At 74.1% G+C, this 21,511-nt stretch carries 3 protein-coding genes; all 3 read left to right on the top strand.

Going from position 1 to position 21,511, the window contains the following annotated elements:
* Positions 1 to 18: 18 nt before the first annotated feature.
* The 3 genes from ACMTAK_RS07915 to ACMTAK_RS07905 are packed head-to-tail and all read left to right on the top strand — an operon-like array spanning position 19 to position 21,455.
* Complete coding sequence (locus ACMTAK_RS07915) at positions 19 to 4,968, top strand: type I polyketide synthase (protein ID WP_413805519.1); 4,950 nt, start codon at positions 19 to 21, stop codon at positions 4,966 to 4,968.
* Between the two features lie 24 nt (positions 4,969 to 4,992).
* Positions 4,993 to 15,165 (top strand): type I polyketide synthase, encoded by a 10,173-nt coding sequence (locus tag ACMTAK_RS07910; RefSeq protein WP_461773808.1) that lies wholly within the window; start codon positions 4,993 to 4,995, stop codon positions 15,163 to 15,165.
* A 38-nt stretch (positions 15,166 to 15,203) separates the two neighbouring features.
* Positions 15,204 to 21,455, top strand: a complete 6,252-nt coding sequence (locus tag ACMTAK_RS07905) for a type I polyketide synthase (protein WP_413805518.1) — start codon at positions 15,204 to 15,206, stop codon at positions 21,453 to 21,455.
* The last annotated feature ends 56 nt before the right edge of the window (positions 21,456 to 21,511 follow it).

Genomic DNA, 21,511 nt, shown 5'->3' with positions numbered 1-21,511 from the left:
CTTGAGGAGCTGACGACCATGGACAACGAGAAGAAGCTGCGCGACTACCTCAAGCGGGCCACCGGCCACCTCCGCGCCGCACACCGCCGCATCCAGGAGCTGCAGGCCCCCGAGCCCATCGCCATCGTGGCGATGAACTGCCGCTACGCGGGCGACATCCGCTCCCCCGAGGATCTGTGGCAGGCGGTGGCCGAAGGCCGGGACGGCATGGCCGACTTCCCTGCCGACCGGGGCTGGGACCTGCCGAACCTCTTCGACCCGGACCCCGACCGCGAGGGCCGCACCTACGCCCGCCAGGGCGGATTCCTCCAGGACGCCGACCAGTTCGACCCGGCGTTCTTCGGCATCTCGCCACGCGAGGCCCTCACCATGGACCCGCAGCAGCGACTGCTGCTGGAAGTGGTCTGGGAGACCTTCGAACGGGCCGGGATCGACCCGGGCACCCTGCGCGGCACCGACACCGGCATCTTCATGGGCGCCACCGACTTCGACTACGCCCGCGATCTGACCGAGCTCCCCGAAGGGCTCGAAGGCCAGATGTCCATGGGGGCCTCGGGCGCCATCCTCTCCGGCCGGGTCGCCTACACCCTGGGCCTGGAGGGACCGGCCGTCACGGTCGACACCATGTGCTCGTCGTCGCTGGTGGCGCTGCACATGGCGTGCCAGGCGCTGCGCCAGGGCGACTGCTCGATGGCGCTCACCGGCGGCACCACCGTGATGTCCACGCCGAGCGGCTTCATCGAGTTCAGCCGCCAGCGGGCGCTGTCCACCTCCTCCCGCTGCCAGGCGTTCTCCTCGACGGCCGACGGCACCGCCTGGGGCGAGGGCGTCGGAGTGCTGCTGCTGGAACGGCTCTCGGACGCCCGCCGCAACGGTCACACCGTGCTCGCGGTCGTACGAGGCTCCGCCATCAACCAGGACGGCGCCAGCAACGGCCTCACCGCGCCCAACGGCCGTGCCCAGCAGCGGGTGATCCGCCAGGCGCTGGCCAACGCCACCCTCTCCGGGACCGATGTGGACGTGGTCGAGGCACACGGCACGGGTACGTCGCTGGGCGACCCCATCGAGGCGAACGCCCTGCTCGCCACGTACGGCAGGAACCGCCCGGCCGACCGGCCGCTGTGGCTCGGCTCGCTGAAGTCCAACATCGGCCACACGGCCGCCGCCGCGGGCGTCGGCGGCGTGATCAAGATGGTGCAGGCGATCCGCCACGGGGTGCTGCCCAGCACCCTGCACATCCAGGAGCCTTCGCCCAATGTGGACTGGTCCTCGGGCGCCGTCGAACTGCTCACCGAGGCCCGGCCGTGGCCGGAGACCGGGCGGGTCCGCCGCGCCGGGGTGTCCGCCTTCGGCGCCAGTGGCACCAACGCCCACGCCATCATCGAGCAGGCCCCCGAGGCCACCCGGCCCGCGGACACGTCAACCGACGACGTGGCACCCGTGGGCGGCGCGGCGGTGCCGTGGGTGCTGTCGGCCAAGACCGAGTCGGGCCTGCGGGGGCAGGCGGAGCGGCTGCTGGCGCGTCTCGCGGAGGGTCCGGAGCCGTCCCCGGCCGATGTGGGCTTCTCGCTGGCCACCACCCGCGCCCGCTTCGACCACCGAGCGGTGGTGGTCGGTGGCGGCGTCGAGGACTTCCGCGCCGGACTGACGGCGCTCACCCGGGCCGAGCCCGGTGGCCTCGTGGTCCAGGGTGTGGCGGGCCATGCCGGGAAGCCGGTGTTCGTGTTTCCGGGGCAGGGGTCGCAGTGGGTGGGGATGGCGGTGGAGTTGCTGGATTCGTCGCCGGTGTTCGCGGGTCGGTTGGCGGAGTGTGAGGTGGCGCTGTCGGGGTTTGTGGATTGGTCGTTGAGCGGGGTGTTGCGGGGGGTGGGTCCGGGGTTGGGGCGGGTGGATGTGGTGCAGCCGGCGTTGTGGGCGGTGATGGTGTCGTTGGCGGAGGTGTGGCGGTCGTGTGGGGTGGCGCCTGCTGCTGTGGTGGGGCATTCGCAGGGGGAGATCGCGGCTGCGGTGGTGGCGGGTGGGCTGTCGTTGGAGGACGGGGCGCGGGTGGTGGCGCTGCGCTCGCAGGCCATTGCCCGTGGGCTGGCGGGTCGTGGCGGCATGATGTCCGTTTCGGAGGGCGCCGGTCGGGTGCGGGAGCGGATCACTGCCTGGGACGGCCGTATATCGGTGGCGGCGGTCAATGGCCCCGGTTCGATCGTGGTGTCCGGTGACCCGGAGGCGCTGCGTGGACTCCAGGCCGAGTGCGAGGCCGAGGACGTACGGGCGAAGCTGATCCCGGTGGACTACGCGTCCCACTCGGCCCATGTGGAAGCGCTCCATGAGGAGTTGCTCGAACTGCTCGCCCCGATCCGCCCGCGCACCTCGGACATCACCTTCCACTCCACCGTCACGGGCACGCCCCTGGACACCGCCGGTCTGGACGCCGGGTACTGGTACACCAATCTGCGGGAGACGGTCGAGCTGGAGTCGGCGGTGCGGGCCCTGTCGGCCGCCGGGTTCGGGACGTTCCTGGAGATGTCCCCGCATCCGGTGCTGACGTTGCCGCTCCAGGCGACCGCCGAGGAGGCGGTGGTCGTGGGGTCGCTGCGGCGTGACGAGGGTGGTCCGGAGCGGTTCCTGGCCTCGCTGGGCGAGGCGTTCGTCCGGGGCGTGGCCGTCGACTGGGCCGCGGTGTTCGCCGGGCTGGGCGCGTCCGTGGTGGACCTGCCCACGTACGCCTTCCAGCGGCAGCGCTACTGGCTGGAGCGGCCCGCGACGCGGGCGGCCGCCGCCGAGGGCGACCCGATGGACGCCGAGTTCTGGGACGCCGTCGAGCGCGGGGACCTGGCCGCGCTGACCGCCGCGCTGGAAGTGGACGCCGACGAGGAGCGGTCGTCGCTGCGGACCGTGCTCCCGGCGCTGTCCTCCTGGCGGCGCGGCCGCCGCGAGCGGTCCGTACTCGACTCCTGGCGCTACCACGTGACCTGGAACCGGGTGCCGGACCCGGCATCGGCGGCCCTGACCGGCACCTGGCTGCTCGCGGTCCCGGCCGGACACCTCGTCGGACACCCCGCCGAATACCCCGCCGGACACCCCGGCACCGAGCTCATCGACGCCGTACGCGGTGGCCTGGAGACCCACGGCGCCACGGTCGTCACCGTCGAGGTGGCCGAGGCCGACCGCGCCGCGGTCGCCGCGCGGCTCGCCGAGGCCACCGCCGGGGCTGTCCCGGCGGGAGTGCTCTCGCTGCTCGGGCTCCCCGACGCACCGCACCCCGCACACACGGGCGTGCCCATGGGACTCGCGCTCACCCTCGCCCTCGTCCAGGCCCTCGGCGACACCGGGCTGGACGCCCCGCTGTGGCTGGCCACCCGTGGCGGCGTGTCCATCGGCGGCACCGACGCACTCGACAGCCCCGCCCAGGCGGCCGTATGGGGACTGGGCCGGGTCGCCGCACTCGAACACCCCCAGCGCTGGGGCGGCATGGTAGACCTGCCGGACACCGTCGACGGCCGGGTGACCACCCGGCTGTGCGGTGCGCTCGCGGGCCGCCTCGACGACGAGGACCAGCTGGCCCTACGGCCCTCCGGGGTGTTCGTCCGGCGGCTGGTACGGGCCGCGGAGCACCGGGGGAGCGGCCCCGCGTGGACCCCCGAGGGCACCGTGCTGCTCACCGGCGGCACCGGCGGCGTCGGAGCCCAGATCGCCCGCCGGCTGGCCCAGGCCGGTGCCGAACACCTGGTGCTCACCAGTCGCCGTGGCCCCGAGGCGCCCGGCGCCGACAAGCTCAAGGCCGAACTGACCGAGCTCGGCGCCAAGGTCACCGTGGCCGCGTGTGATGTGGCCGACCGCGCCGCGCTGGAGGCGCTCGTACGGCAGGTGGAGGCCGAGGGCCCGCCGATCCGTTCCGTACTGCACATCGCCGGTGCCGGTGTGCTCGTCCCGCTCGCCGACACCGATCTGGCGGAGTTCGCGGACACGGCGGAGGCCAAGGTCGCGGGCGCCGCGAACCTGGACGCCCTCTTCGACCGGGACACGCTCGACTCCTTCGTGCTCTTCTCGTCCATCTCGGCCGTCTGGGGCAGTGGCGAACACGGCGCGTACGCCGCCGCCAACGCCTATCTCGACGGGCTCGCCGAGCACCGCCGGGCCCGCGGCCTCACCGCCACCTCGGTGGTGTGGGGCATCTGGAGCCCCGAGGAGGGCGGGATGGCGGCCAACCTCGCCGAGGAGCAACTGCGCGGCCGTGGCATCCCGTTCATGTCCCCCCGGCTCGCCATCGACGCGTTCTGGCAGGTGATGGAGCGGGACGAGACCGTGGTGGTGGTCGCCGACGTGGACTGGGAGCGGTTCGTCCCCGTCTTCACCTCGGCCCGGCCCAGCCCGCTCATCGGCCAGGTGCCCGACGTGGCGCGGATCCTCGCCGCCGACGCCGACACCCGGGCGGACGCGACCGGTGAGTCCTCCTCGCTGCGCGACCGGCTGACCGAGTTGGCCCCGGCGGACCGGCGGGCGGCCGTGCTGTCGCTGGTGCGCTCGCAGATCGCCACCGTCCTCGGCTACCCCGGCCCCGAGGCCGTCGACGCCACGCGCGCCTTCCGCGAGCTGGGCTTCGACTCCCTGAGCGCCGTCGACCTGCGCAACCGCCTGGGCACCGCCACCGGGCTCCGCTTCCCCGTCACCGTCGTCTTCGACTACCCGAGCGCGGAGGAGCTCGCCGGACACATCGGCGCAGAGCTCTTCCCCGATGACACCGCCGCCACTGACGACACCACCCTCGACCCCGAAGAGGCCGGCGTCCGAGCGGCGTTGACCTCCATCCCCCTGCTCCGGCTCCGCGAATCCGGACTGCTGGACGAGTTGCTGCGGCTGGCCGGTTCCCACGACCCCGCCACCGCACCGGCGGACGAGGAGCCCGCCGAGTCCATCGACGACCTGGACGTGGATGACCTCGTGCGCATGGCCTACGACAAGAACGACCTCTGACGAGACTCGACTGCGGAGCTGACAATGGCAAACCCAACCGACAAGATCGTTGGCGCGCTGCGGGAGTCTCTGAAGGAGACCGAACGGCTGCGCCGGGTCAATCAGCAACTCACCGCCGCCTCCCGGGAACCCATCGCCATCGTGGCGATGAGCTGCCGCTACCCCGGCGATGTGCGCGGCCCCGAGGATCTGTGGGAGCTCGTCACCGGCGGGCGCGACGCCATCTCCGGATTTCCCGGCAACCGCGGCTGGGACCTGGAGAACCTCTACGACCCGGACCCCGACCGGCAGGGCACCGTCTACGCCACCGAGGGTGGATTCCTCCACGACGCCGACCAGTTCGACCCCGCGTTCTTCGGCATCTCGCCCCGCGAGGCCACCGTGATGGACCCGCAGCAGCGGCTGCTGCTGGAGACCTCCTGGGAGGCGTTCGAGCGCGCCGGAATCGATCCGGCGGCGCTGCGCGGCAGCAAGACCGGCATCTTCGTGGGCGCCGCCTACCAGGGCTACATCCCCGACTGGCCCCATATGCCCGAGGGTCTTGAGGGACACCTGGTCACGGGCATCTCCGCGAGCATCATGTCCGGACGCGTCGCCTACACCCTGGGCCTGGAGGGCCCGGCCGTCACCATCGACACCGCCTGCTCGTCCTCGCTGGTCGCCCTCCACCTGGCCTGCCAGTCGCTGCGCCAGGGCGACTGCTCGCTCGCCCTCGCGGGCGGCGCCGCCGTGATGGGCGCCCCGATGGGGCTCATCGGCTTCGCCCGGCAGCGCGGGCTGGCGCAGGACGGCCGTTGCAAGGCGTTCGCCGAGGGAGCCGACGGCATGGGCCTCGGCGAGGGCGTCGGCATGCTGCTGCTGGAACGCCTCACGGACGCGCGGCGCAACGGCCACAAGGTGCTGGCCGTCGTGCGTGGCTCGGCCGTCAACCAGGACGGCGCCAGCAACGGCCTCACCGCGCCCAACGGCCGCTCCCAGCAGCGGGTGATCCGCCAGGCGCTCGCCAACGCCGCACTCACGGCGGAGCAGATCGACGCGATCGAGGCCCATGGCACCGGCACCCCGCTGGGCGACCCGATCGAGGCGGGCGCGCTGCTCGCCACGTACGGAAAGGACCGCACGCCGGACCGCCCCGTGCTGATCGGCTCGCTGAAGTCCAACATCGGCCATCCGCAGGCAGCCGGTGGTGTCGGCGGTGTCATCAAGATGGTGCAGGCCATGCGCCACGGCCTGCTGCCCAGGACCCTCCACACCGAGGAGCGCTCCTCGCGGATCGACTGGTCGGCGGGGGCGGTGGAACTGCTGACCGAGGCCAGGGAGTGGCCGCGCGGCGAGGAGCCACGCCGGGCCGCCGTCTCGGCCTTCGGCGCCAGTGGCACCAATGTGCACACCATCCTCGAGGAGGCGCCCGAGGAGGAGCATGCGGAGAGCGCGGCCGAGGGGGACGCCCCGGTGGGCCGGGGAGTGGTGCCATGGGTGCTGTCGGCGAAGAGCGCGGCGGGTCTGCGGGCGCAGGCCGAACGGCTGCTGACGCATGTGACCGCGCGCCCCGGGCTGTCCCCGGCCGACGTCGGCCACTCACTCGCCACCACCCGTGGCCGCTTCGACCACCGGGCGCTGGTCCTGGGCGGCGACCGTGACGAGCTGATCGACGCACTGGGCACACTGGCGTCGGGCGGCGAGTCCCCGCGTGTGGTGCGCGGCGAGGGAGTGGCGGCGACCGACGCCCGTCCGGTGTTCGTGTTTCCGGGGCAGGGGTCGCAGTGGGTGGGGATGGCGGTGGAGTTGCTGGATTCGTCGCCGGTGTTCGCGGGTCGGTTGGCGGAGTGTGAGGTGGCGCTGTCGGGGTTCGTGGACTGGTCGTTGACGGATGTGCTGGGGGATGAGAAGGCGTTGGGGCGGGTGGATGTGGTGCAGCCGGCGTTGTGGGCGGTGATGGTGTCGTTGGCGGAGGTGTGGCGGGCGTGTGGGGTGGTTCCGGCTGCTGTGGTGGGGCATTCGCAGGGGGAGATCGCGGCTGCGGTGGTGGCGGGTGCGTTGTCGTTGGAGGACGGGGCGCGGGTGGTGGCGCTGCGTTCGCAGGCCATTGCCCGTGGGCTGGCGGGTCGTGGCGGGATGATGTCGGTTTCGGAGGGCGCTGGTCGGGTGCGGGAGCGGATCACCGTTTGGGGTGGCCGTATATCGGTGGCGGCGGTCAATGGTCCCGGTTCGATCGTGGTGTCCGGTGACCCGGAGGCGCTGCGTGAACTCCAGGCCGAGTGCGAGACCGAGGACGTACGGGCGAAGTTGATCCCGGTGGACTACGCGTCCCACTCGGCCCATGTCGAGGAGTTGCGCGATGAACTCCTCGACGTGCTGGCCCCGATCGCCCCGCGCCGCGCCGAGGTGCCGTTCTGCTCGACGGTCACCGGCGACACCATCGACACCGCCGGTCTGGACGCCGGGTACTGGTACACCAATCTGCGGGAGACGGTCGAGCTGGAGTCGGCGGTGCGGGCCCTGTCGGCCGCCGGGTTCGGGACGTTCCTGGAGATGTCCCCGCATCCGGTGCTGACGTTGCCGCTCCAGGCGACCGCCGAGGAGGCGGTGGTCGTGGGGTCGCTGCGGCGTGACGAGGGTGGTCCGGAGCGGTTCCTGGCCTCGCTGGGCGAGGCGTTCGTCCGGGGCGTGGCCGTCGACTGGGCGGCGGTGTGCGCCGGGGCCGCGGTCGTGGAACTGCCCACGTACGCCTTCCAGCGGCAGCGCTACTGGCTCGAAGGCTCCTCCGCAGCCGTCTCCCCATCCGCCGAAGGCGAGGCGGTGGACACGGACTTCTGGGAGGCCGTGGAGCGTGGGGACCTGGCCGCGCTGGCCGCCGAGCTGGAGGTGGACGCCGAGGAGTCGTCCCTGGCCATGGTGGTTCCGGCGCTGGCCGCGTGGCGCCGGGCGCGCCGCGAGCGGTCCGTGCTCGACTCCTGGCGCCACCACGTCATCTGGAAGCCCCTGGGCGACGCTCTCACCTCCCCCCACGACCGGTCGTCGGGCGGTGCCACCTGGCTGATCGCCGCGCCCGTCGGAGCGCCGGAGGGCCCGCGCGTCGCGGAGGCGCTGCGGGAACGCGGGGCCCAGGTACGGCTGGTGGAGCTGACCGAGGCCGACGCCGTACGCGAGGCGCTCGCCCGCAGGCTCGGCGAGGCCACGGCGGATACGCCACCGACCGCGGTGCTCTCGCTCCTCGCGCTCGTCGAGGACCCGTACCGACCGGGCACGGCACAGCCGCTCGGCCTGGCCCTCAACCTCGCCCTGCTACAGGCGCTCGGCGACACCGGCGCCGACGTCCCGGTGTGGTACGCCACGCGCGGCGCGGTGTCCGTGGGCCGCGCGGACGCGCTGGACCACCCGCTGCAGGCACTCAGCTGGGGCCTGGGCCGGATCGCGGCCGCGGAGTACCCGCGGCGCCGGGGCGGTCTGGTGGATCTGCCCGGCACCCTCGACGACCGCGCCATCGCGCGGCTGTGCGGTGTGCTCGCGGGCCGGCTGACCGATGAGGACCAGGTCGCGGTGCGCGCCTCCGGGGTCCACGGGCGCAGGCTGGTCAGGGCCTCGGCGGCGGCCGACGCCACCGAGCCGTGGCGGCCGCGCGGCACCGTGCTGGTGACCGGCGGCACCGGCGGCCTGGGCGCCCATGTGGCGCGCTGGCTGGCCCGGGGCGGCGCCGAACACCTGGTGCTCACCAGCCGCCGGGGCCCCGACGCCCCCGGGGCGGCCGAACTCGCGGACGAGATAAGGGAGTCGGGGGCCCGGGTGACCGTGGCCGCGTGCGACGCGGCCGACCGGGACGCGCTGGCCGACCTCCTTGCCACGCTGGACGCGGACGAGGCACCGCTCGACGCGGTCGTCCACACCGCGGGTGTCCTGGACGACGGGGTGCTCGACACCCTCACCCCCGAGCGCGCCGACGGGGTGCTGCGCCCGAAGGTGGACGCGGCGCTCCATCTGCACGAGCTCACCCGTGGCCGTGAGCTGTCCGCCTTCGTGCTCTTCTCCTCCTTCGCGGGCACGCTCGGCGGCCCCGGCCAGGGCAGCTACGCGGCCGCCAACGCCTTCCTCGACGCGCTCGCCCACGCCCGCCGCGCCCAGGGCCTCCCCGCCACCTCCGTGGCCTGGGGCGCGTGGTCCGGTGGCGGGCTGGTGGACGAGGCCGTCGAGGCGCGGCTGCGCGCCACCGGTATGCCCGCGATGGCGCCCGACCTGGCGATCGCCGCCCTCCAGCGCGCCCTGGACGTGGCCGACACCCATGTGGCCGTCGCCGATGTCGAGTGGGACCGGCTCATCGCCGCCACCCCCTCCCTGGACGGGGCCGCCGTGCTCGGCGAACTCCCCGACGCCCGGCGGGCGGAGACGGCGGCCGCCACCACGGGCGAGCAGGACACGCCCCTGGCCCAGCGGCTGGCCGGGCTGTCGCCGCAGGAGGCCGAGGACGCGCTGGCCGGCCTCGTCAGCACCGAAGTGGCCGCCGCGCTCGGCTACTCCGACACCGCGGCGGTCGAGGCCGGGCGCGCCTTCCGCGAGCTGGGCTTCGACTCGCTGACCGCCGTCGATCTGCGCAACCGGCTGAACGCGGCCACCGGGCTGCGGCTGCCGGTCACCCTCGTCTTCGACTACCCGACAGTCACCGCGCTGGCCCGCTTCCTGCTGGCCGAGAGCGGCGCCGGTGAAACCGCGGCCACCGCCCCGGCGGGCCCGGTGCCCGCCGCCGTCGCGGTGGACGACGACCCGATCGCCATCGTGGCCATGAGCTGCCGCCTCCCCGGCGGGGTGACCACCCCCGAGGAGCTGTGGCGGCTGCTGATGGACGGCCGGGACGCCATCTCGGACTTCCCCACCGACCGCGGCTGGGACATCGAGGGCCACTACGACCCGGACCCCGACAAGCCGGGCACCTTCTACGCCACCGGCGGTGGCTTCCTCCACCAGGCCGACCACTTCGACCCCGAGTTCTTCGGGATCTCACCGCGCGAGGCGCTCGCCATCGACCCGCAGCAGCGGCTGCTGCTGGAGACCAGCTGGGAGGCGTTCGAGCGGGCCGGGATCGACCCGGCCTCGGTGAAGGGCACCCAGGCCGGGGTCTTCATCGGCGCCAGCTACAACGACTACGGTTCGCGCTTCACCCGCGCGCCCGAGGAGTTCGAGGGCTATCTGGCCACCGGCAGCGCGAGCAGCGTGGCGTCCGGGCGCATCTCGTACACCTTCGGCCTCGAAGGGCCCGCGGTCACCGTGGACACCGCCTGCTCGTCCTCGCTGGTCGCCCTCCACCAGGCGGCCCAGGCGCTGCGGCAGGGGGAGTGCTCGCTGGCGCTCGCGGGCGGTGTCGTGGTGATGTCGACGCTGGACACCTTCATCGAGTTCAGCCGGCAGCGGGCCATGGCCCCCGACGGCCGCTGCAAGGCGTTCTCGGCGGACGCCGACGGCGCCGGGTGGGCCGAGGGCGTCGGCATGCTGCTGCTGGAACGGCTCTCCGACGCGCGGAGATACGGCCATGAGGTGCTGGCGCTGGTGCGTGGCTCGGCCGTCAACCAGGACGGCGCCAGCAACGGCCTCACCGCGCCCAACGGCCCCTCCCAACAGCGGGTGATCCGCCAGGCGCTGGCCGGTGCGGGTCTGTCGGCCACCGATGTGGACGCGGTCGAGACCCACGGCACCGGCACCCGGCTCGGCGACCCCATCGAGGCGCAGGCCCTGATGGCCACCTACGGCCAGGGGCGGGCTGCCGACCGACCGCTGTGGCTGGGCGCGCTGAAGTCCAACATCGGCCACACCCAGGCCGCTTCGGGTGTCGCCGGGATCATCAAGACGGTGCTGGCGCTGCGCCACGGCCTGTTGCCGAAGACCCTCCACGCCGATGAGCGCTCGCCCGACGTGGACTGGTCGGCCGGTGCGGTGGAACTGCTGACCGAGGCCCGGGAATGGCCCGAGACGGGACGGCCGCGGCGCGCGGGCGTGTCCGCCTTCGGCGTCAGCGGCACGAACGTCCATGTGGTGCTGGAGCAGGGCCCCGAGCACACCGCGCCGGTGGCCGAGCGGACGGTTGACTCGGACGTGGTGCCGTGGGTGCTCTCCGCGCGCGGCGAGACGGCCCTGCGGGCGCAGGCCGGGCGGCTGCGCGCCCATCTGGAGGAGCGGCCGGAGCTGCGCCCGGTGGATGTCGGGTACGCGCTGGCGACGGGCCGTTCGGCCTTCGGCCACCGCGCCGTGGTCGTCGGCGCCGAGCGGGAGGAACTGCTGCGGGGTCTGGCGGAGCTGGCCTCGGGGACGGCGCGGGAGACGGTGGCCGACGCCGGTAGGACGGCCTTCCTGTTCACCGGCCAGGGCGCCCAACGGCTCGGCATGGGACGCGAGTTGTATGCCGCGTTCCCGGTGTTCGCGGCGGTGTTCGACGCGGTGTGCGCGGAGCTGGACCGCCATCTGGACGGTTCGGTGCGGGAGGTGGTGTTCGGCGAGGACGCGGAGCCGCTGAACCGGACCGTGTTCACCCAGACCGCGCTGTTCGCCCTTGAAGTGGCGCTGTTCCGGCTGGTCGAGTCCTGGGGGCTGCGACCGGACTTCCTGGTGGGCCATTCGGTGGGCGAGCTGGCGGCCGCCCATGTGGCCGGGGTGTTCTCGCTGGAGGACGCCTGTGCGCTGGTGGCGGCCCGGGGCCGGCTGATGCAGGCGCTGCCGGAGGGCGGTGCGATGGTGTCGCTCCAGGCGGCCGAGGCCGAGGTGCTGCCGCATCTCGAAGGCCACGAGGACCGGGTGAGCGTGGCGGCGGTCAACGGGCCGCGGGCGACCGTCATCTCCGGTGACGAGGACACCGTCCTGCGGATCGCGGAAGCGACCGGGGCCAAGAGCAAGCGACTCACCGTCTCCCACGCCTTCCACTCGCCGCTGATGGACGCCATGCTCGCCGAGTTCGGCACGGTGGCCGCCGGGATCGACTACTCCGCGCCGCGCATCGCGGTGGTCTCCAACGTCACCGGTGAGGCGGCGGGCGAGGAACTGTGCTCGCCGGAGTACTGGGTGCGCCACGTCCGCCGGGCGGTGCGCTTCGGGGACGGCATCCGCTACCTCACCGAGCGGAATGTGACCCGCTTCGTCGAGATCGGCCCCGCCGGTGTGCTCTCCGCCATGGGCCAGGAGTGCCTGGCCGAGGCCGACACCGAGGCCGACACCGGCACCGGGACCGCGTTCGTCCCGCTGCTGCGCAAGGACCGCGGCGAGGCCGAGTCGCTGCTGGCCGGGGTGGGCCGGGTGCACTCCCACGGTGGCGCGGTGGACTGGGAGCAGGTGTTCGCGGGCCGTGGCGCCCACCGGGTGGAGTTGCCCACGTACGCCTTCCAGCAGCAGCGCTACTGGCTGGACGCGCCCGCCACCGTGGGCGACGTGGCCTCGGCCGGTCTGGGCGCCGCCGGGCATCCGCTGCTGGGCGCCGCCGTCGAAATCGCCGACAGCGATGCCCTGGTGCTCACCGGGCGGCTGTCCACGCGCGGCCAGCCCTGGCTGGCCGACCACGCGGTCTCCGGTGTGGTCCTCTTCCCGGGCACCGCGTTCCTGGAGCTCGCGGTCCAGGCCGGTGACCGGGTGGGCTGCGACCGGGTCGACGAGCTGACCCTTCAGGCGCCGCTCGTCCTCCCCGAGCGTGGCGCCGTCACCCTGCAACTGGTGGTGGACCCGCCCGAGGAGGACGGCCGGCGCGCCCTGAACGTCTACTCCCGCCCCGAGGACGCGGACCGTGAGCTGCCGTGGACCCGGCACGCCACGGGTGTGCTGGCGGACGGTGCCGCCGAGGGCTCGTACGACCTGGGCGGGGCGTGGCCGCCGCCGGGCGCCGAGCCGATCGAGGTCGAGGACCTGTACGAGCGGTTCGCCGCGGGCGGCTTCGGCTACGGCCCGACGTTCCAGGGGCTGCGCGCGGCCTGGCTGCGCGGCGACGAGGTGTTCGCCGAGGTACGGCTGGCGCAGGAGCAGCAGTCCGCCGCCACCGGCTACGGACTGCACCCCGCCCTGCTGGACGCCGCGCTGCACACCATCGCGCTCGGCCCGATGCTCCAGGCGGACGAGGGCCGGTTGCCGTTCTCCTGGACCGGGGTGACGCTGCACGCCTCCGGGGCCGGTGAGGTACGGGTGCGGCTCACGCCGAGCGGCACCGACACGGTGGCCCTGACCGTGGCGGACACCATCGGACGGCCGGTGGCCACCGTCGAATCGCTGGTGCTGCGCAAGCGGCCCGAACGGCTCGGCGACGCCGCCACCGGCGGCGACTCGCTCTACCGGCTCGACTGGGTGGCCGCCGACACCTCCGCGGCCACGCCCGAACCACCCTCCGGGCAGTGGGCCCTGCTCGGCGACGACGACTTCAAGCTCGTCGGACTCGATGTGCGCACCTATCCGAACCTGGAGGCGCTGCCCGCCGACCCGGCCGCCGTGCCCGCCACCGTACTGGTGCCCTGCGCACCGGAGCCCCAGGGCGTGGCCGACGCCGTACGGGCCGCGACCCACCGGGCGCTGGCGCTGCTCCGGGCCTGGCTGACCGAGGAGCGGTTCGCCGACTCCCGGCTGGTGTTCATCACCCGGGGCGCGGTGGCCGCCACGCCCGGCGCGGACGTGCCCGATCTGGCGCACGCCGCCGTCTGGGGCCTGGTGCGCTCCGCGCAGTCGGAGAACCCCGGCCGGTTCGTCCTCGTCGACCTCGTCGACCTCGACGAGCACGAGGAGTCGGCGCTCGCCCTGCCGACCGCGCTCGCCCTGGACGAGCCACAACTCGTCGTCCGCCAGGGCGACATCGCGGTGGCCAGGCTCACCACCACCCCCGTCCCCGACACCGCCCCGCCCGCCTGGGACCCCGAGGGCACGGTGCTGGTCACCGGGGCCACCGGCACCATCGGCGGGGTCATCGCCCGCCATCTGGCGGCCGAGGGCGGAGTACGGCATCTGCTGCTCACGAGCCGCCGTGGCCCGGACGCCGAGGGGGCGGCCGAACTGAGTGCGCAGCTTCAGGAGTTGGGCGCCCACGTCACCCTCGCCGCATGCGATGTGGCCGACCGGGAGGCGCTGGCGGCGCTGCTGGCCACCGTCCCCGCCGCACATCCGCTGACGGCCGTCGTGCACACGGCGGGCGTCCTGGACGACGGCGTGGTCTCCTCGCTCACCCCCGAGCGGCTGGACACGGTGCTGCGGCCCAAGGTCGACGCCGCGCTCACCCTGCACGAACTGACCCGCGACCTGGACCTGTCCGCGCTCGTCCTGTTCTCCTCCATCGCCGGCACCTTCGGCGGAATGGGCCAGGGCAACTACGCGGCGGCCAACGCCTTCCTCGACGCCTTCGCCCAGCACTGCCGCGCCCAGGGCCGGCCCGTCCAGTCACACGCGTGGGGGCTGTGGGCCCAGCGCAGCGAGATGACCGGCAAGCTGGAAGGCGCCGATCTGAACCGGCTGGCGCGCGGTGGCATCGTCCCGTTCTCCTCGGAGGACGGCGCCGGGCTCTTCGACGCCGCACGCGCCGTGGACACCGCCGTCGTGCTGCCCATGCGGCTCGACACCGCGGGGCTCGGGGCGCGGCCCGGTGACGTACCGGCGCTGCTGCGCGGACTGGTGAGGGCCGCGCCCGCCACCAGGCCCGCCCGGCGGACGGCCGCCGGAGCCGGGGCCGCGCCCGCGCGGCCCGAGGGGCTCAAGCAGCATCTGACGAGCCTGCCGGAGGCCGAGCGCGGCCGGTTCCTGCTGGACCTGGTCCGCACCACCGTGGCCGGGGTGCTGGGCTTCGAGTCGGTGGCGGCCGTCGACGCGGAGCGCGGTCTGCTGGACCTCGGCTTCGACTCGCTCACCGCGGTCGAACTCCGCAACCAGCTGGGCAAGGCCACCGGCCGGCGCCTGCCGGTGACCCTGCTCTTCGACTACCCCACCTCCACGGCGATCGCCGCGTACCTGGAAGCGGAAATCGCCCCGGAGGCATTCACCGCCGCGTCGATGACCTTCCCGGAACTCGACGCCCTGGAAGGCAACCTGGCCGAGGTCGCCGCCGACGACGAGGCCCGCACCACGCTCGCCTCGCGCTTGCAGGACCTGCTGGTACGGCTCGGCCAGGGCCCGGAGGACGCGGAGGACGCGGTCGCCGGCCGCATCGACGCCGCCTCGGACGACGAGATCTTCGACTTCATCGAGAACGAACTCGGCCTGTAGGGCACGGAGTTGGAATTCACAGAGATGGGCGGTAAACGGTGAGCGAGGCAAAGCTCCGCGACTACCTCAAGCGAGTGACCACGGATCTGCACCGCACTCGCCAGCGCCTCCAGGAGGCCGAGACAAAGGACCACGAGCCCATCGCCATCGTCGGGATGGCCTGCCGCTACCCCGGTGGCGTGGCCTCGCCGGAGGATCTGTGGGAGCTGGTGGCGAACGGCCGTGACGCGGTCACCGGGTTCCCCACCGACCGGGGCTGGGACCTGGAGGCCCTGTACGACCCGGACCCGGACAAGCCGGGGACGAGCTACGCCAGGGAAGGCGGCTTCGTCACCGAAGCCGACCACTTCGACCCCGCCTTCTTCGGCATCTCCCCGCGCGAGGCCCTCGCCATGGACCCGCAGCAGCGGCTGCTGCTGGAGACCGCGTGGGAGGCCATGGAGCGCGCCGGGGTCGACCCGGCCACGCTGCGCGGCAGCCGCACCGGGGTCTTCGCGGGCGTGATGTACCAGGACTACGCGACCCGGCTGCGCCAGGTGCCCGACGATGTCGAGGCGTACGTCGGCAGCGGTGGCTCCGGCAGCATCGCCTCCGGCCGTATCGCCTACACCTTCGGTCTCGAAGGGCCCGCGGTCACCGTGGACACCGCCTGCTCGTCCTCGCTGGTGGCCCTGCACCTCGCCGCGCAGGCGCTGCGCCGGCGGGAGTGCTCCCTGGCCCTGGTCGGCGGGTCGATGGTGATGTCCACACCGGTGGCCTTCGTGGACTTCAGCCGCCAGCGCGGGCTCGCCTCCGACGGCCGCTGCAAGGCGTTCGCCGCGTCCGCCGACGGCACCGGCTGGGGCGAGGGCGTGGGCATGCTGCTCGTGGAGCGGCTGTCGGACGCGCGGGCAGGCGGCCACCAGGTGCTCGCGGTCGTCACGGGCTCCGCCACCAACCAGGACGGCGCCAGCAGCGGGCTCACCGCCCCCAACGGCCCCTCCCAGCAGCGCGTCATCCGGCAGGCGCTGGCCGACGCCGGGCTGAGCACGGCCGATGTGGACGCGGTCGAGGCACACGGCACCGGCACCCCGCTCGGCGACCCCATCGAGGCGGGCGCGCTGCTCGCCACCTACGGCCAGGACCGCCCCGAGGACCGGCCGCTGTGGCTCGGCTCCCTGAAGTCCAACATCGGCCACACCCAGGCCGCCGCGGGCGTCGGCGGCGTCATCAAGACGGTGCTGGCGCTGCGCCACGGCGTGCTGCCCAAGACCCTGCACGCCGAGGAGCCGACGCCCAACGTGGACTGGGCGTCGGGCGCGGTACGGCTGCTGGCCGAGGCCCGGCCGTGGCCCGAGCCGGAGGCGACACGGCCGCGCCGCGCCGCCGTGTCCGCCTTCGGATTCAGCGGCACCAACGCCCATGTGATCCTGGAGCAGGCCCCCGCCGAGGACGCCGCGGACGAAACGCCCGCTGACGAAACACCCGCGCACACCGCGCCCGCCGCCGTGTCGTCCGACCTGGTGCCGTGGCCGCTGTCGGGGCGGACCGAGGAGGCACTGCGGGCCCAGGCCGCGCGGCTGCGGTCCTACGTGGCGGGCGCGTCCGGGCCGTCCCTCGTGGACATCGGCTACTCGCTGGCGCTCACCCGCTCCGCCTTCGCCCACCGCGCGGTGGTCGTGGGGGCGAGCCGTGCCGAACTGCTCGGCGAACTCGACCGGTTGGCCTCCGGCGTCACCCCCGGCGCGGTGGCCGGTGCGGGCAAGACGGCGTTCCTGTTCACCGGGCAGGGCGCACAGCGGCTCGGCATGGGACGCGCCCTGCACACCGCCTTCCCGGTCTTCGCCGCCGCGTTCGACACCGTCTGCGCCGAGCTCGACCGCCACCTGGACGGCCATGTCGGGCACGCGGTGCGCGACGTGGTCTTCGGCGAGGACGCCGAGCTGCTCGACCGGACCCTCTACACCCAGACCGGTCTCTTCGCCGTCGAGGTGGCGTTGTACCGGCTGCTGGAGTCCTGGGGCGTGACCGCGGACTTCCTGGTCGGCCACTCGGTGGGCGAACTGGCGGCCGCCCATGTGGCGGGCGTGTTCTCGCTGGAGGACGCGTGTGCGCTGGTCGCGGCCCGGGGCCGGCTGATGGACGCGCTGCCCGCCGGAGGCGCGATGGTCTCGCTCCAGGCGGCCGAGGCCGAGGTGCTGCCGCATCTGGAGGGCGAGGAGGAGGTGTCCCTGGGCGCGGTCAACGGCCCGGCCGCCACGGTGATCTCCGGCGAGGAGAAGGCCGTCCTGCGGATCGCGGACGCGGTCGGGGCCAGGAGCAAGCGGCTGCGGATCGGCGTCGCCGCCCACTCGCCGCTGATGGACCCCGTGCTGGAGGAGTTCGCCAAGGTCGCCGGTGAGCTGACCTACGCCGCCCCCCGGATCGCGGTGGTGTCCAATGTGACCGGCGAGGCGGTGGCCGAGGAGCTGTGCTCGCCCGAGTACTGGGTGCGCCATGTGCGACAGCCGGTGCGGTTCCGGGACGGGGTGCGGTTCCTCGAGGACCAGGGTGTGACCCGCTATGTGGAGGTGGGCCCGTCCGGTGTGCTGTCCGCGATGGGGCAGGAGTGCGTCGCCGACCCCGCCGCCGCGTTCATCCCGCTGCTGCGCAAGGACCGCGACGAGGCCGAGTCGCTGCTGGCCGGGGTGGGCGGGGTGCACGCCCACGGCGGGGCGGTGGACTGGGAGAAGGTGTTCGCGGGCCGTGGCGCCCGCCGGGTCGAACTGCCCACGTACGCCTTCCAGCGGCAGCGCTACTGGCTCGACGGCTCGGACCGGGCGGGCGACGTGACCTCGGCGGGGCTGGGCTCGGCCGGGCATCCGCTGCTGGGCGCCACCGTCGAACTCGCCGACACCGACGGCCTGGTGCTCACCGGTCGGCTGTCCCTGGCCGCCCAGCCCTGGCTGGCCGACCACGCCGTCTCCGGCACGGTCCTCTTCCCCGGCACCGCGTTCCTCGAGCTCGCCATCCAGGCCGGTGACCAGGTCGGCTGCGACCAGGTCGAGGAGCTGACCCTCCAGGCGCCGCTGATCCTCCCCGCGCGCGGCGCGCTCGCCCTCCGGGTGACGGTCGGCGAATCCGACGGGAGCGGACGGCGCCCGCTGAACGTCCACTCCCGCCCCGAGGGCGCCGGGTTCGGCGAACCGTGGACCCCGCACGCCACCGGCACGCTCGCCACCGCTCCGCCGGGTGCCCCGGCGGAGCTGACCGCGTGGCCTCCGGCGGACGCCACCGAACTCGACGTCAGCGACATGTACGAGCGGTACGCGGCGGGCGGTTTCGGCTACGGCCCGGCCTTCCGGGGCCTGCGCGCCGCCTGGCTGCGCGGTGACGAGGTGTTCGCCGAGGTGCGGCTGGCCCAGGAGCAGCGGCCGGCCGCCGCCGGGTACGGGATCCACCCGGCCCTGCTCGACGCCTCCCTGCACGGCATCGCGCTCGGCACCCTCTTCGCCGGGGAGGACCCCGAGACGGCGCAGGAGCGGCTGCCGTTCTCCTGGACCGGGGTGTCGCTGCACGCCGCCGGGGCCGACGAGGTGCGGGTGCGGATCTCCCCGGCCGGGGAGGACACCGTGGCGCTCGCGGTGGCCGACCCCACCGGCCGCCCGGTGGCCACCGTCGGGGGTCTGCGCTTGCGGAAGATGACCGGCGACCAGCTCAGCGGCGCCCGCGCCGCGAGCAGCGAGTCGCTGTTCCAGCTCGACTGGCCCGCGCTCGCGGGCTCCGATCAGCCCACCCCGCTGACCCGGGCCGCGCTGGTCGGCGACGACGGGCTGGAGGTGACGGAGAGCCTCTTCGCGGCCGGGGTCCACCTGGAGTCGTATGTGGACCTGGAGTCGCTGGGCGCGGCCGTCGACGCCGGTACGGCCGCCCCCGCGGCGGTCCTGGTGTCCTGCGCCGCCGGGCCCGGCGCACCGGCCGACGCGGTGCGGGACTCCCTGCGCACCGCCCTGGAGCTGGCCCAGAACTGGTCGGCCGACGAGCGGTTCGCCGACTCCCGGCTGGTGTTCGTCACCCGTGGCGCGGTGGCCACCGCGCCCGGCGCGGAGGTCACCGATCTGCCGGGCTCCGCCGTCTGGGGCCTGGTGCGCTCGGCGCAGTCGGAGAACCCCGACCGGTTCACCCTCGTCGACCTCGACGAGCACGAGAAGTCCGTACGGGCCCTCCCGGCGGTACTCCCCTCCGGGGAGCCGCAGCTCGCGCTGCGCGCCGGACAGGCGCACACCCCGCGGCTCGCCCGCGCCCAGGGCGCCACCGGCGCCACCCGTGCGCTGGACCCCGAGGGCACCGTGCTGATCACCGGCGCCACCGGTATGCTCGGCGGGCTGCTCGCCCGCCACTTGGTGACCCACCACGGCGTCCGCCATCTGCTGCTGACCAGCCGCCGGGGACCGGCCGCCGAGGGGGCCGGGCGGCTGCGCGAGGAGCTGACCGCGCTCGGCGCGACCGTGACCGTGGCGGCGTGTGACACCGCCGACCGGGACGCCGTGGCCGCCCTGGTGGCCCAGGTGCCCGCAGACCATCCGCTCACGGGGGTGTTCCACACCGCCGGGGTGCTGGACGACGGGGTGATCTCCTCGCTCACCCCCGAGCGGCTGGACACGGTGCTGCGGCCCAAGGTCGACGCCGTACTCCATCTCCACGAGGCCACCAGGGGGCTGGACCTGGCCGCGTTCGTGCTCTTCTCCTCGGCGGCCGGTGTGCTCGGCGGCGCGGGCCAGGGCAACTACGCGGCCGCCAACGGCTTCCTCGACGCCTTCGCGCAGGCCCGCCGGGCCCAGGGGCTGCCCGCCCACTCCCTCGCCTGGGGACTGTGGGCCCAGGCCAGCACGATGACCGGGACGGCGGACACGGCCGGGGCCGCCCGCTCGGGCGTGGCCGCGCTCTCCTCCGAACAGGGCATGGAACTTCTCGACACCGCCCTCGCCCTGGACACTCCGCTGCTGATCCCGATGCGGATCGACCTGGCGGCGCTGCGCTCGGGCGCCGGTTCCGGCTCGGTGCCGCTGCTGCTGCGCGGGCTGGTGCGGACACCGGCACGCCGGGCGGGTGCGACCACACGCGGTGGCTCGTCGGGCGGCGGCTCCGCGCTGCGGGAACGGCTCGCCGCCCTGCCCGAGGCCGAACAGGACGCCGTACTGGTGGAGTTGGTGTGCACGCAGGTGGCCACCGTGCTCGGCCACCCGGACCCGTCCGCCGTCGGCCCGGCCCATGAGTTCGTGGACTCCGGCTTCGACTCGCTCACCGCGGTCGAACTGCGCAACCGGCTGAACGCGGCCACCGGGCTGAGGCTGCCCGCCACGCTCGTCTTCGACCACGAGACGCCCACCGATCTGGCCGCCCGGCTCCGTTCCGAACTGGCCACGGCCCGGCAGTCGGGCCCGTCCGAGGCGACGCCCTCGGGTGCGGCGCCCGCCGCGGTGGGGGAGTCCACCACGCTGAGCACGCTGTACACCGAGGCGTTCGAGACCGGGAAATGGAAGGAGATCTTCGACCTGTTGCACGCCACGGCGGCGCTGCGGCCCCGGTTCAGCGCCCCCTCCGAGCTGGAGAAGCTTCCGATGCCGGTCCGGCTCAGCAAGGGTCCGGCCGAGCAGCACCTGTTCTGCTTCTCCTCGTGCCTGGCGGTCGCGGGCATCCACCAGTACGCGCGGTTCGCGGCCTCGCTGCGGGGCCGGCGCGATGTGTCGGCCCTCGCGCTGCCCGGCTTCGGCCGCGGTGAGCCCCTTCCGGAGACGGCGGACGCGGTGGTGGCCGCGCAGGCCGAGGCGGTGGCGAAGGCCGCCGACGGGCAGCCCATCGTGCTCCTGGGCTCCTCGGCGGGCGGCTGGTTCGCCCATGCGGCGGCGGGACACCTGGAGCGGATGGGCGTCCGGCCGACCGCGGTGGTCCTGGTGGACACCTACGTGCCCAAGAGCAGCATCCTCAACCAGTTCGGGCTCTCGCTCATGGACGGGATGACCGAGCGCGAGGGCGTGTTCGTCACCATGGACGACGCCCGGCTGTCGGCCATGGGCTGGTATCTCAACCTCTTCGGCGCTTGGGACCCCGAGCCGATCGAGACCCCCACCCTCCTGGTGCGCGCGCTGGAGCCGCTGTCCACCGGATCGCTCAAGCTGGAGGAGCTGCCCGACTGGCGGTCCTTCTGGGAGCTGCCGCACGACATCGTCGATGTGCGCGGCAACCACTTCACCATGATGGAGGACCACTCCCTCCCCACCGCCCAGGCCATCGAGGACTGGCTGGAGCGACTGCCGCGCGAGGGCGCCTGACCCCTCCGGACACCTCGCTTCAGGCGCCATCCCCGCATCAGACAAGGAACGACGAC

This window comes from Streptomyces lacaronensis (assembly GCF_047337785.1).
Classification (GTDB): domain Bacteria; phylum Actinomycetota; class Actinomycetes; order Streptomycetales; family Streptomycetaceae; genus Streptomyces; species Streptomyces lycopersici.
This window is presented reverse-complemented; position numbering and strand designations above follow the sequence as displayed.

Excerpts from the sequence above, each read along its gene's own strand:
- ACMTAK_RS07910 (WP_461773808.1), top strand. The coding sequence starts at position 4,993 with ATGGCAAACCCAACCGACAAGATCGTTGGCGCGCTGCGGGAGTCTCTG.
- ACMTAK_RS07915 (WP_413805519.1), top strand. The coding sequence starts at position 19 with ATGGACAACGAGAAGAAGCTGCGCGACTACCTCAAGCGGGCCACCGGC.